Here is a 14070-nt window from a genome sequence, read left to right as displayed (position 1 = left end):
GCGCCAAGGATGCCGACGGCGCCGTCGGCAAGCTGCAGATCATCGCCGATCCGCTCGACGCGACCATCAAGCGGGTTGGCCGGTTCGGCTGGCGCGGCACCAGCGCCACGGTGCTGCAACAAACCAGCGCGGCCCTGAACAGCGACATGGGCGTCACCAGCGCCATGTATCCGACCCACGGCTGTGGCCTGGCCACGGACGGCACGGCCTGCCGCACGGCCGATGCCAAGGGTGCGGAACTGAGCGAACAGGATGTCGAGCTGATCGTGCGCTACGCCAGCCTGCTGGCGGTGCCGGCAGCGCGCCACTTCCCCGGCCAGCAACCGCTCGGCACCCCGGGCGACAAGGTGACCGCGCAGACGCCGGCCCAGAACGCCGCCGAACTGGCAGCCGAAAACCTGATGCAGGCGCGCGTGAAACGCGGCGGCACGCTGTTTGCCGCCGCCCGCTGCGTGGCCTGCCACACGGCGAGCCTGACCACCGGTGAGCACAAGTTCGCCGAGTTGCGCAAGCAGGTCATCCGTCCTTACACCGACCTGCTGCTGCATGACATGGGCCCTGAGCTGGCCGACAACTACCCGCAAGGCGTGGCCACCGGCCAGGAATGGCGCACCGCGCCGCTGTGGGGAATCGGGCTGCTGAAAACCATCAACGCCAACACGCGCTATCTGCATGACGGGCGCGCGCGCACCATCGAGGAAGCCGTGCTGTGGCATGGCGGCCAGGGCGAAAAAAGTCGCGAGCGCTTCAAGGCGCTCAGTGCCGACGACCGCCAGCAGATGGTCGATTTCATCAATTCTTTATAAGTGAGCTGCACCATGACGCATCCAATCAAACGCCGCCGCCAGGTGCTGGCATTGCTGGCTTCCTCTGCCGGACTGACCGCATGCGGTGGCGGTGGCAGCAGCGCCACGCCCGCGGCCACGGCGCCGGTCACGACCACGCCGGTGGTCACCACCCCCGTCACGACCCCGCCCGTGACCACGGTGCCGGTCACCACCACGCCGGTCGCCGATCCAACGCCCACCACGCCCGTGACGGAACCTGCGCAGGCCGCACCTGTCATTGCCAAGAGTGCCAAGCGCGGCATCGCCTACGATGTCGCCAGCGCGGCCGACTTGCAAGTGCTCTCGCCCGGCGTGAGCTGGTGGTACAACTGGGGCACAAAGCCGGGGCTCGACGTCAAGGTCGATGCGCTCAAGTCGACCTACCAGATGGATTACTTGCCGATGCTGTGGGACGAGAACACCAGCACGACGGCGATGAACACGTATTTGCTGGCCAATCCCGGCATCAAGTACCTGCTGTTGATGAACGAGCCGAATTTGACCGACCAGGCCAATCTGAGCCCGGTCGATGCGGCGGCGCAGTGGCCAAAGTACGAGGCGATTGCCAAGGCGACCGGCGTAAAACTGGTGGGGCCGGCCATCACCTGGGGCACGCTGGCCAATTTCAGCGATCCGGTGGTGTGGATGGACGCCTTCATTGCCGCGTACAAGGCGGCCAACAATGGCGCAGCGCCACAGATCGATTACCTGGCGTTCCACTGGTACGACTACGGCCTGGCCGGTCAACTCGACCGCCTGCTCAAATATGGCAAGCCGTTCTGGGTGACCGAGATGGCCAACTGGCACAGCCAGGCTGACGGCGCGCAGATCGACACGCTGGCCAAGCAGAAGACCCAGATGACGGAAATGGTGAAGCTGTGCGAAGAACGCGCCGATGTGTTCCGGTACGCCTGGTTCATCGGGCGCATGTCGCCGGATCCGCATTTCACCAGCCTGCTGGGTGCGCCGGGCGTATTGACGGAGCTGGGGGCTTTGTATTTGTCATTGCCGTACACGAAAGCTTGAAGGAAGGGCGGATTAGTCCTTCGCGCGTGACGCGTGCCAAAGTCAGATAGCGCAAGTGAAGGCCCCGGCCTGGCAGCCGGATGCCGACGCAGATTCGCATAAAGTACGCTGCAGGAGGATCTATGGATTCAGACATGCTGTTTCGTCAAGCCGACGAAGCGTACGAGAATGAAGATTTTGACAGGGCGTTTTCACTATTCGTTCTCTCGGCCGAACATGGGAATGGCCTTGCAATGACCCGGGTGGCGATCATGTACGAAAATGGCGAGGGTACCCCGGCCGATATAGCGAAGTCGATTGAGTTCGATCTGAAAGCGATGGTTGCGGGCAGCAGCACATCGATTTTAAATCTGGGTTTGACCTACAAAAAACTCGGAAGTATTGATGAGGCCCGGAGATGGTTTGTGAAGGCGCTTGATCAAGGCGATGGAGAAGCTGCTTTTGAGTTGGCAAAACTACACGATCTTGACGATCCCGATTCCCTGACGATCAAAAAATACCTGGACCTGGCCGCCAATGCGGGCGACCTTTCTGAAAACACGTCCGCAGAAATGCACGCATGGCTCGCACGTATTGCGACGGCCAGCCCCGAGAGGTCGACACCGACTGACGCGTAGCGAAACCTGCACCTCAAGTGCTGGTTTATTCACTAAAAACAGCCGCCCCCAACCCGCTGCCTTGCGCGGGGTTTCCGGGGTGCTACTTTTTTTAGTGGCGTCGATAAGTCGTTCCTGGCTTTGCGGTCCGCACCTGCGCTACCCCCTCCACGTTCGAAACGCCCGGTCTGTAAGTCATTCGTGAGTCTCCCTTCTGTATGTTTGCCGCTGGCACTGCAAACCGACATCACCGGAGGCGTCTCATGTCACACCTGACGCCGGCGTCAACCTGGCGTGCCTGTCCGAGACCATGACACTGGCGCTGTCGGGCGTGCGCCGCAATTACAGCATCGGGTCGGCCCCGCCGGTCGACGATGCACGGGAGGTGCTGCAGCTGGCGCGGCATCACGGATTCGAGATCATGACGCCCGCACTGGGCAATACGGAGGTTGGCAATGCATTTCGTACCACAATCGCGTAATACCGAAGAGCGCACCGGCATGCACCAGCCGGGTGGCCTGCGCTGGACCGTCGGGCTGGCCGGGTCGGGACCGGTTTCCTGTGTCGAACCACCTGCGCGCATGCCACGCGCAAGGGCGCTCGAGCTGCTGCGGGGCAGCGATAACCCGTCGGCCTACATGGCGCTGAACCAGGCCACGTCCCACTTCACCGTGGCGGGAACCGATGGCTTCATCGCGTACCGGCGCCATGGCGGTTTCCTGTTCCAGTTGGGCGGGGGCTTTGGTGCGCCTGCAGCCCGGCGCACGCTGCTGGCGGCGTTTCGCCAGTTTGCGCAGGAGCGCGCTTGCCGCATTTGCGCAGTCCAGTTGCAGGAAGAGGATGTTGCGCTGTACCGCGAACAGGGCTTTTGCATCAACCAGATGGGCACGGCCTACACCATCGAACTGGACGCATTCTGCGCCGCCGGCAGCCACTTCACCAGACTGCGCAACAAGGTCAGCCAGGCGCGCCGTGCCGGCATCGCAGTGGTCGAGCTGGGCGTCGATGCGCCGCGCGGCAGCCTGGAGTGGGGGGAGCTGTTCTCCATCAGCCACGCCTGGCTTGCGGCCAAGCGGGAGAATACGAAACTGGTCGAATTCATGGTCGGCGAACTAGGGCAGCCGCGCGACCTGGAGCGCCGCGTATTCGCCGCGCGCCAAGATGGCAAGATCATCGGCTTCATCAGTTTTGTCCCGGTGCAGGGCGCACGGCCCGGCCTGCTGCACGACCTGACCCGGCGCCGTGCCGATGCCCCGCCCGGCGTGATGGACCTGATCAATATGACGGCAATTGCCCGGTTTCAGCAGGAAGGGGTGCGCCACCTGCATTTCGGCTTGTCACCCTTTGCCGGACTGAACCCGCAGCGCGATCGCGTCGCCGGCAAAAGCTGGCTGCTGACCCAGATCGCCAAAGGGATCTACCGGCACGGCGCCTGCATCTACCCCGCCCGGCAACAGGAGCAGTACAAGCGCAAGTGGCATCCGCATGTCGCCCTGCCCGAGTACGTGGGCTTCGAAGGCGGCTTCAGTCTGGTCGGCCTGTGGCGGCTGATGCAGCTGACGCGCACGGTTTGAAACAGGACCCCATCTGCACCAACATTGGCCCCAGCTGGCCGCGCAGATTGCCAGCCTGCCCGGCACGAAGCATTGCGCGTGGAACTTATTCGGGCGGCGCGAGTCCACTCCAATGACGTTAGCCGGAACTGGAATGTAATGGAACACTCTGCGGGCCTGAGCAAAATCACGCGGCCAAGGTTGTATCGGGCCCTGGCGCGCGAGCGCCTGTTCGGCCAGCTCGACGCCATGTGTGCGCGCCAGGCCATCTGGATCACCGGGCCGCCGGGCATCGGCAAGACCACGCTCTGCACCAGCTACCTCGAGCGCCGGCGCACGCCGGCGCTGTGGTACCAGATGGACAGCGGCGACGCGGACCCGGCCAGTTTTTTCTATTATCTCGGCGTGGCCATGCAGGCACTCACCGGTGGCGAAGCGCTGCCCCTGCTCACGCCCGAGTACCTGGCGGACTTGCCGGGTTTTACGCGGCGCTACATGCGCCAGTTGTTCGGGCGCCTGCGCAAGGGCACCGTGCTGGTGTTCGACAACTACCATGCCGTCTCGCCGGCGTCGGTGCTGCATGCGGTCATCCGCGACGCCATCGAAGAAATCCCGGAAACCGTTTGCGTCATCTTCACCAGCCGCGCCGAACCGCCACCCCAGCTGACCCGCTTGCGCCTGAGCAACGCGCTCGGCTGCCTGGGCGGAGACACATTACGCATGGAACTGGACGAGGCGCGCGCGCTCGCCGCGGTGGACGCGGCCGGCGCCATCAGCGACGCCGCTATCCACGAGGCCTGGACCCGCTCCGGCGGCTGGACCGCCGGCTTCGTGCTAATGCTGGCGCATCGGCGCGCCACCGGCAGCCAGCAGCTGGCCGGCATGCCGGCCTCGCGCGACATCCTGTTCGACTATTTCGCGGTCGAGATCCTGGGCGCCACCTCGCCCGAGGTGTGCCACATCCTGTCGCGCACCGCTTTCCTGCCGATGTTCACCGTGCCCATGGCCGAAGCCATCAGCGGCAACCTCGACGCCGGAGAACGGCTCGACACGCTCTACCGGCTGGGCTATTTCATCGACCGGCGCGGCGCGCCGGAGCCGACCTACGAATACAACGGGCTGTTCCGCGAATTCCTGCTGGCGCGCGCGCGTGCCCAGCTCGACCCGGCCGAGTGCGTGATGCTGCAACGGCGCGCAGCCCGCCTGCTCGAGATCGGCAACCACCCTGAACAGGCCTTCGACCTGTATGTGCAGTCCGAGGACTGGCCGGCCGCGGCGCGCCTGATCCGTGACGAGACGCCAGGCCTGATCCGGCAGGGCCGCTGGCAAACTGCGCAGGGCTGGATCGCACTGCTGCCGCCCGCGCTGCTGGCGGCCGATCCCTGGCTGTGTTACTGGGCCGGCGCCTGCGCCGTGCCGGTCGATCCGGCCCGTGCGCGCACGGCGCTGGAACAGGCCTACACCGGGCTGGCGGCGCAGGGCGATGCACGCGGCCAGGTCATGGCCGCGGCGCTGATCATGGAAACCTATTATTTTGAATGGACCACCTTTGCGCCGCTCGACCACTGGATCGCCGTCCTCTCCGGCCTGCTGGAACAGGATGTGTCCTGCCTGTCCGCGGCGGCCGAGCTGGGCGCCCGGAGCGGGCTGGTGGCTTCGCTGCTGTACCGCCAGCCGCAGCATCCGCTGCTGCTGCCCGAGTCGGCCCGCGCACTGGCGCTGCTGGAGGCCGATGTGCCCCTGGGCGTGCGCTTTACCGCCGCGATCATCCTGCTCAATTGCTACTGCTTCCGCGGCGACTTCAGCAGTGCGGAGCGGGTGGTCGGCCTGCTGGCGCCACACCTGGCCCACAGCGCACTCACGCCGCTCAACCAGGTGTGGTGGCATATGGCGTTTGGCTATTTCCAGTTGTTGTTGGCCGATCATGCCGCCGCCGCCGCCGCGCTCGACCGCGCCGACGATATCGCGCAGGCCCACGGACTGGCCTTCCTCCAGCCAGCCGTGCAGACCCAGCGCGCGCTGGTGGCGCTCACCTTTGGCGATCTTGACCATGTGACCGGCTTGCTGCCACGGATCAAAACGGCCATCAACCCGCGCCGGCGCATGGACCTGGCCCTGTTTCAGTCGGCCCAGTCCTGGTACGCCTTCCAGCGCGGCGATCTGGCCACGGCGGCGCAACAGGGACAAGCGGCGGTCGATGCCGCCTTTGAGGCGGGTGCGCTCACCATCCAGACCTACTGCCTGTTGGGACGGGCTATTCAACAACTCGAAGCGGGTGACCCGGACGCCGTCCGCCGTGCCGCCGACAGCGTGCAGAACCTGCGCCTGCGCGCCGAACACGCCAGCCTGCTGCTCGATTTCAGCTGCCTGCTGATCGAGGCCTGGGCCGCGTTCCAGGCCGGCGACACGGCTGGCGGCCAGGACCGCCTGCGCGCCGCCCTGACCATCGGGCGCGCACAACACTTCGTCAATACCCTGCGCTGGTACCCGAAAATGGTCGTGCGGCTGCTGTGCCATGCGCTCGAGGCGAATATCGAGGTCGATTACGTCCGCCACCTGATCCGCACGCGCCGGCTGGCACCAGACACGCCCGAGATCGAGCAGTGGCCGTGGCCGATCAAGCTGTATTTACTGGGGCGCTTTTCGGTGGTCATCGACGATGTCCCGCTGAAGATCAGCGGCAAGGCCCAGGCCAAGCCGCTGGAACTGCTCAAGGCGCTGGTCGCCGGCGGCGGCAGGGAAGTCGCGGCCGCCACGCTGGGCACGCAGCTGTGGCCCGACCTCGACGGCGACGCCGCCCAGAGCGCGCTCGACACGACCCTGCACCGCCTGCGCAAGCTGCTGCGGGTTGACGACGCCATCCTGGTCCAGCTGTCCAAGCTGTCGCTCAATCCGGCCAAGGTGTGGGTCGACGTCTGGGCCTTCGAGCGCCTGGCCAACCGCTGCGAGCAGACGGGGACGCCGTGCACCGACGCGGCGACCTCGGCGAAATTCTTCCGCCTGTATGTCGGCAATATCCTGCCCCAGGAAACCGATGCCCCCTGGTTGCTGCCAATCCGCGAGCGGCTGCGCAGCAAGTTCCTGCGCCAGGTCCTGAAACTGGGCTGCGACGACGAAGCACTGGGCAACTGGGCCCATGCCGCCGACACCTACCGGCATGGCCTCGAAGTGGATAACCTGTCGGAAGAGCTGTACCGCCGCCTCATGGAATGCGAACTCAAGCGCAACCAGGCCGCGGCCGCGCTCGACGCTTATCGGAGATGCCGCCAGATGCTGTCGGTCGTATTGGGCGTAAAACCGTCCGCGGCGACCGAAGCGGTGCACCGGACCATTCTGGGACAGGATTGCGTATGAAGGTATTTTCGGTGCGAAATTCCATATTGTGAAATGAAATATCATAGTTTGAAAAACCGCCAGTCCGCTGGTAGAATCTTCGACATTCTTTGATATCGTACATTCATCACAATTGTTGGCGGCGATTCGCGCGAGTCGGGCTGACACTACAAAAGGAGACGCACCACATGTCAGCTCAACTCGACCAGTTGACGGCCCAGGCCGCCAATGATCCGGATACCCTGGAAACCCAGGAATGGCTCGATGCCCTGGAAGCCGTACTGGAAAACGAAGGCCCCGAACGCGCCCATTACCTGATGGAGCGCCTGGTTGACCTGGCCCGCCGCCGTGGTGCATCGATCCCGTTCTCCAGCACCACCGCCTACGTCAACACCATCCCGCTGTCCCAGGAAGCGCATTGCCCGGGCAACCTGGAATACGAAGAGCGCCTGCGCTCGTGGATGCGCTGGAACGCCATGGCGATGGTCGTCAAAGCCAACCGCGCCGACGGTGACCTGGGTGGCCACCTGTCCTCGTTCGCTTCGCTGGCGAACATGCTGGGCATCGGCTTCAACCACTTCTGGCACGCCCCGACCGCCGACCATGGCGGCGACCTGCTGTACATCCAGGGCCACTCGTCGCCTGGCGTCTACGCGCGCGCCTTCCTCGAAGGCCGCCTGTCAGAAGACCAGATGCTCAACTTCCGCAAGGAAGTCGATGGCAAGGGTTTGAGCTCCTACCCGCACCCGAAACTGATGCCGACGTTCTGGCAGTTCCCGACCGTGTCGATGGGCCTGGGCCCGCACATGGCGATCTACCAGGCGCGCTTCCTGAAATACCTGCACGCACGCGGCATCGCCAAGACCGACAACCGTAAAGTATGGGCCTTCTGCGGCGACGGCGAGATGGACGAGCCGGAGTCCCTGGGCGCCATCGGCCTGGCTGCGCGCGACATGCTCGACAACCTGGTCATCGTGGTCAACTGCAACCTGCAGCGCCTCGACGGCCCGGTACGCGGTAACACGAAAATCATCCAGGAGCTGGAAGGCGAATTCCGTGGCGCCGGCTGGAACGTCGTCAAGGTTATCTGGGGTCCGGGTTGGGACGCGCTGCTGGCGCAGGATAAAGAAGGCATCCTGCAAAAAGTGATGATGGAAACCGTCGACGGCGAATACCAGAACTACAAGGCCAAGGATGGCGCATTCGTGCGCAAGCACTTCTTCGGCAAGCATCCGAAGCTGCTGGAAATGGTCGCCAACATGACCGACGACGACATCTGGCGTTTGACGCGCGGTGGTCACGACCCGCATAAAATCTATGCCGCGTTCAAAGTCGCGCAAGAGACCAAAGGTCAACCGACCGTCCTGCTGGTGAAAACCGTCAAGGGCTACGGCATGGGCAAATCGGGTGAGGCGAGGAACACCGCCCACCAGACCAAAAAGCTCGACGATGAAGCCATCCGCGAAATGCGCGACCGCTTCTCGCTGCCGATTCCGGACGACCAGCTGGCCGACATCCCGTTCTTCAAGCCGGCCGACGATGCACCGGAAATGGTGTATCTGCACGAGCGTCGCAAGGCCCTGGGCGGTTACCTGCCGCAGCGCCGCCAGACGTCCGACGAAGTGTTGACCGTGCCGCCACTGGCTGCGTTCAAGAACGTGCTCGATGCGACCCCCGAAGGCCGTGAAATTTCGACCACCCAGGCCTTCGTGCGCGTCATCTCGACCTTGCTGCGCGATGAATCGCTGGGCAAGCGCGTGGTACCGATTCTGGTCGACGAATCGCGTACCTTCGGCATGGAAGGCCTGTTCCGTCAGATCGGTATCTACAATCCGAAGGGCCAGTTGTACGAGCCAGTCGATAAAGACCAGGTCATGTACTACCGCGAAGACAAAGCGGGCCAGATTCTGCAAGAGGGCATCAACGAAGCGGGCGGCATGAGCTCGTGGATGGCGGCGGCGACGTCGTACTCCACCAACGACCGCATCATGATCCCGTTCTACACCTTCTACTCGATGTTCGGTTTCCAGCGTATCGGCGACCAGATCTGGGCGGCCGGCGACATGCGCGCACGTGGCTTCCTGATGGGCGGCACGGCGGGGCGCACGACGCTCAACGGCGAAGGCTTGCAGCACGAAGATGGCCACAGCCACATCGTCGCCGCGACCATCCCGACCTGCATGCCGTATGACCCGACCTTCAGCCATGAAGTGGCCGTGATCATCCAGGATGGCCTGCGCCGCATGGTGGCGGAGCAGGAAGATGTGTTCTATTACATCACCATCATGAACGAGAACTACGCCCAGCCAGGCATCGTCGCCGGTCAAGAGGCAGGCATCCTGAAAGGCATGTACCGACTGTCGCAAGGCGACACGGCTGCCAAGCTGCGCGTACAACTGATCGGTTGCGGCACCATCCTGCGCGAATCGATGTTTGCTGCCGAACTGCTCGCTGCCGACTGGGGCGTTGCTGCCGATGTATGGTCGGCGCCGTCGCTCACCCTGGTTGCCCGCGATGGCCAGGATGCGGAGCGCTGGAACATGGTCAACCCGAGCCAGCCGCAGCGCGTGCCTTACGTCACGGCCCTGTTGCAGGAGACCGATGGTCCGATCGTCGCCACGACAGACTACATGCGCGCTTTCGCCGAACAGATCCGCGCCTTCATGCCGAAGGGCCGCACCTACAAAGTGCTGGGCACCGACGGTTTCGGCCGCTCGGACAGCCGCGCCAAGCTGCGTGAATTCTTTGAAGTGAACCGCTACTACATCACGGTCGCCTCGCTCAAATCGCTGGCGGACGAAGGCAAGATTGACGTGTCGGTGGTGGAGCAGGCGATTGCCAAATATGGCATCGATCCGAACAAGCCGAATCCTGTCACGCAATAAAGACTGCCACTAACTCGTCATCCCCGCGCAGGCGGGGACCCATAGCACGCTGGAACACTGATCATGCGTGCTATAGGCCCCCGCCTTCGCGGGGGTGACGTGCTAACACGAAAAACAACGGAGCCAACATGAGCATTGTGGAAGTCAAAGTCCCCGACATCGGCGACTTCAAGGAAGTGGAAGTGATCGAACTGATGGTCAAGCCGGGCGACACCGTCAAGGTCGACCAGTCGCTGATCACGGTTGAATCGGACAAGGCGAGCATGGAGATCCCATCGAGCCACGCCGGCGTTGTCAAGGAACTCAAAATCAAGGTCGGCGACAAGATCGCCGAAGGTTCGCTGGTCCTGATCCTGGAAGCGTCCGAAGGCGGCGCCGAGGCGCCTGCCGCCGCACCAGCACCAGCACCCGCAGCCGCAACACCGGCGCCAGCCGCTGCACCTGCTGCAGCCGCCGCACCGGCGCCAGCTGCCGCGCCAGCACCAGCACCGGCCGCAGCACCCGCCGCTGCCGCCGGTCCTGCAACGTCCAGCGCCAAAGCCCACGCTTCGCCTTCGATCCGCAAGTTCGCGCGCGAACTCGGCGTCGACCTGCTGCGCGTGTCCGGCAAGGGCCCAAAGGGTCGCATCACCCAGCAAGACGTGCAGGATTTCGTCAAGGGCGTGATGGCCGAAGGTGACAAAACTTCGGCACCGGTGGCCGGCAAAACCGGCGGCTCCGGCGTCGGTCTCGACCTGCTGCCATGGCCATCGCTCGATTTTTCCAAATTCGGCCCGACCGAACTGCTGCCGCTCTCGCGCATCAAGAAAATCTCCGGCCCGAACCTGCACCGCAACTGGGTCATGATCCCGCACGTAACGCAGTTCGACGAGTCCGACGTCACCGACCTGGAACAGTTCCGCGTCGATTCGAACGCGGCACTGGCAAAAGCCAAGTCGACCGTCAAGCTGACCATGCTGGCCTTCGTCATCAAGGCCTGCGTGGCCGCGCTGAAAAAATACCCGGCATTCAATTCGTCGATTGACGAAACGGGCGCCAACCTGATCCTCAAGCAGTACTACAACATCGGCTTTGCCGCCGATACGCCGAACGGCCTGATGGTCCCGGTCATCAAAAACGCCGACCAGAAATCGATCTCGCAGATCGCCACGGAGATGGGCGAGCTGTCCGGCGCGGCACGCGACGGCAAGTTGTCGCCAACCAACATGCAGGGCGCAACGTTCACGATTTCGTCGCTGGGCGGGATTGGCGGCACAGCCTTCACGCCGATCATCAACGCACCGGAAGTGGCCATTCTCGGCCTGTCGAAATCGGCCATGAAGCCGGTCTGGGACGGCAAAGCCTTCCAGCCACGCCTGATGCTGCCGCTGTCGCTGTCGTACGACCACCGCGTCATCGATGGCGCCATGGCCGCACGCTTCACTGCCTACCTGGCCGATGTCATGGCCGACCTGCGCAAAACCTTGCTGTAATTGGAGACCTGATATGAGCACAGTAGAAGTCAAGGTCCCGAATATCGGCGACTTCAAGGAAGTCGAAATCATCGAGCTGATGATCAAGGTGGGCGACACGATCAAGGTCGACCAGTCGCTCGTCACCGTCGAATCGGACAAGGCCAGCATGGAGATCCCGTCGACGCACGCCGGCGTGGTCAAGGAACTCAAAGTCAAAGTTGGCGACAAGGTGGGCGAAGGCTCGCTGTTGCTGATGCTTGACGATGCGGGCGAGGGCGCAGCCCCGGCCGCCGCGCCAGCCGCTGCCCCGGCCGCGACTGCGCCAGCAACGAGCGCACCAACCGAATCGCAAGCGCCGGCCAAACCGGCCGCGCCTTCTGCAGTCGGCGCCGGCCCTGCGCCAGGCTTTGGCACCTTTACCGGCAAGGCCGATATCGAGTGCGAGATGATGGTCCTGGGCGCCGGTCCCGGCGGCTACTCGGCGGCGTTCCGCGCGGCCGATCTGGGCATGAACACGGTGCTGGTTGAAAAATACGCGGCCCTGGGCGGCGTCTGCCTGAACGTCGGTTGCATCCCGTCGAAAGCGCTGCTGCACGTGGCCGCCGTGATCGACGAAACGGCGACGATGGCCAAGCATGGCGTCACGTTTGCGGCGCCACAAGTGAACATCGATGAACTGCGCGCCTATAAGGATGGCGTGATCAAGAAAATGACCGGCGGTCTGGCCGGCATGGCCAAGGCGAGAAAAGTCACGACGGTGCAGGGCGTGGGCCAGTTCCTGTCCCCGAACCACATCGAAGTCACAAGCGCCGACGGTAGCAAGAAAGTCATCCAGTTCAAGAACGCGATCATCGCGGCCGGTTCGGCTGTGGTCAAATTGCCGTTCGTGCCGGAAGACCCGCGCATCGTCGATTCGACCGGCGCGCTGGAATTGCGCCAGATTCCAAAGAAAATGCTGGTCATCGGCGGCGGCATCATCGGCCTGGAAATGGCGACCGTTTATTCGACCCTGGGTGCGCGCATCGATGTCGTCGAAATGATGGATGGCCTGATGCAGGGCGCTGACCGCGACATGGTCAAGGTCTGGCAGAAGTTCAACGAGAAACGCTTCGACAAGATCATGACCAAGACCAAGACAGTGGGCGTGGAAGCGCTCCCTGAAGGCATCAAGGTCACGTTTGAATCGGCCGAGGCCGGCGTCGCCGCGCCTGAGCCAGGCCTGTACGACATGGTCCTGGTGGCCGTCGGGCGCAGCCCGAACGGCAAGAAGATCGCCGCCGACAAGGCTGGCGTGATCGTCAGCGAGCGCGGCTTCATCAACGTTGACGCGCAGATGCGCACCAACGTGCCGCACATTTTTGCCATCGGCGACCTGGTCGGCCAGCCGATGCTGGCCCACAAGGCGGTCCATGAAGCGCACGTGGCAGCCGAAGCGGCGCATGGCGAGAAGGCCTTCTTTGACGTCAAGGTGATTCCATCGGTGGCCTACACCGATCCGGAAGTGGCATGGGTCGGCATCACCGAAGACGAAGCCAAAGCCCAGGGCATCAAGCTGGAAAAGGGCCACTTCCCGTGGGCCGCATCCGGGCGCGCCGTGGCCAACGGCCGCGACGAAGGCTTTACCAAGCTGCTGTTCGACGCAGAAACGCATCGCATCGTCGGCGGCGGCATCGTCGGCACGCATGCGGGCGACATGATCGGCGAGATCGCGCTGGCCATCGAAATGGGCGCCGATGGCATCGACATCGCCAAGACGATCCACCCGCACCCGACCCTGGGCGAGTCGATCGGCATGGCGGCGGAGGTGTACGAAGGCACCTGTACCGACTTGCCGCCGGCGCGCAAGAAGTAAGCGGTAGCAATGAAGGCGTAAAAAAACCGGGGCGACCCGGTTTTTTTACGCCTTCAAGCATCGCGTACCACCAGCCTCCAAACCGTCATTCCCGCGCAGGCGGGAACCTATAACCCATGTGGCGAAGGCGTGGTGAGGACGTCGCCTGTGCTGCGCACTTGCTATGGGTCCCCGCCTGCGCGGGGATGACGGTCGGCGGTGCGGATAGCTGTTCGTTCAGGGGATTGTATGCACCAGACTGTCAGTTATAACTCGTCCACTGCTTCGGAATCTCGATCACCCCACTCTGCGCCGCTTCGACATAGGTGCGCATCTGCGCAATCACCGCCTCCATGCGCGCAGCATCTGGCTGCGCCATGAAGCCCTTCAGTTTCTGATCCAGTTCCGCCTGCTGATCGTTCCATTCCAGTCTTGCCATCGTACTCATGCCGCTCCCACTGGCGCATCGGCGCCAAAAATGAATTTTTATTTACGCGTGCTGCGTGTTCAGCGCGATAATGCCAAACATACAAAAGACGCTCTGTACGTCAGCGTACACGCAACA

Annotated in this window: 9 protein-coding genes and 1 pseudogene; 9 read left to right on the top strand and 1 reads right to left on the bottom strand. The window is 63.5% G+C overall.

Going from position 1 to position 14070, the window contains the following annotated elements:
* The 9 genes and pseudogenes from V6M87_RS25850 to lpdA all read left to right on the top strand — a co-directional run.
* A partial coding sequence (locus tag V6M87_RS25850; RefSeq protein WP_332879551.1) for a di-heme oxidoredictase family protein occupies positions 1-806 on the top strand: 806 nt, incomplete at its 5' end.
* 12 nt (positions 807-818) lie between these two features.
* Positions 819-1853, top strand: coding sequence for a glycosyl hydrolase (locus V6M87_RS25845; RefSeq protein ID WP_332879550.1), 1035 nt, complete (start codon positions 819-821; stop codon positions 1851-1853).
* A 122-nt stretch (positions 1854-1975) separates the two neighbouring features.
* Positions 1976-2470, top strand: a complete 495-nt coding sequence (locus tag V6M87_RS25840; RefSeq protein WP_332879549.1) for a tetratricopeptide repeat protein — start codon at positions 1976-1978, stop codon at positions 2468-2470.
* Between the two features lie 289 nt (positions 2471-2759).
* The gene (locus V6M87_RS25835; protein WP_332879548.1) at positions 2760-2930 is read left to right on the top strand and encodes a hypothetical protein; all 171 of its coding nucleotides are present in this window, start codon (positions 2760-2762) and stop codon (positions 2928-2930) included.
* Complete coding sequence (locus V6M87_RS25830) at positions 2905-4023, top strand: DUF2156 domain-containing protein (RefSeq protein WP_332879547.1); 1119 nt, start codon at positions 2905-2907, stop codon at positions 4021-4023. The genes V6M87_RS25835 and V6M87_RS25830 overlap by 26 nt, the downstream gene beginning before the upstream one ends.
* Positions 4024-4161: 138 nt before the next feature.
* The gene (locus tag V6M87_RS25825; RefSeq protein ID WP_332879546.1) at positions 4162-7356 is read left to right on the top strand and encodes a BTAD domain-containing putative transcriptional regulator; all 3195 of its coding nucleotides are present in this window, start codon (positions 4162-4164) and stop codon (positions 7354-7356) included.
* 167 nt (positions 7357-7523) lie between these two features.
* Entirely contained in the window at positions 7524-10220 is a 2697-nt protein-coding gene (gene aceE / locus V6M87_RS25820) for a pyruvate dehydrogenase (acetyl-transferring), homodimeric type (RefSeq protein WP_332879545.1), read from the top strand.
* A 125-nt stretch (positions 10221-10345) separates the two neighbouring features.
* Positions 10346-11692 (top strand): annotated as a pseudogene (gene aceF, locus V6M87_RS25815) (dihydrolipoyllysine-residue acetyltransferase); the annotation flags it as partial.
* A 13-nt stretch (positions 11693-11705) separates the two neighbouring features.
* Complete coding sequence (lpdA, locus tag V6M87_RS25810; protein WP_332879544.1) at positions 11706-13526, top strand: dihydrolipoyl dehydrogenase; 1821 nt, start codon at positions 11706-11708, stop codon at positions 13524-13526.
* Positions 13527-13767: 241 nt separating this feature from the next.
* Here lpdA and V6M87_RS25805 read toward each other — a convergent pair whose 3' ends face one another.
* Positions 13768-13953: a hypothetical protein gene (locus tag V6M87_RS25805; RefSeq protein ID WP_332879543.1), complete on the bottom strand. Its 186-nt coding sequence runs from the start codon at positions 13951-13953 to the stop codon at positions 13768-13770.
* Between the last annotated feature and the right edge of the window lie 117 nt (positions 13954-14070).

It is taken from the genome of Massilia sp. S19_KUP03_FR1 (assembly GCF_036688685.1).
In the GTDB taxonomy this organism is placed as follows: domain Bacteria; phylum Pseudomonadota; class Gammaproteobacteria; order Burkholderiales; family Burkholderiaceae_D; genus JALYUM01.
The sequence above is the reverse complement of the archived record's forward strand: the minus strand, read 5'-3'. Positions and strand labels throughout refer to the sequence as shown.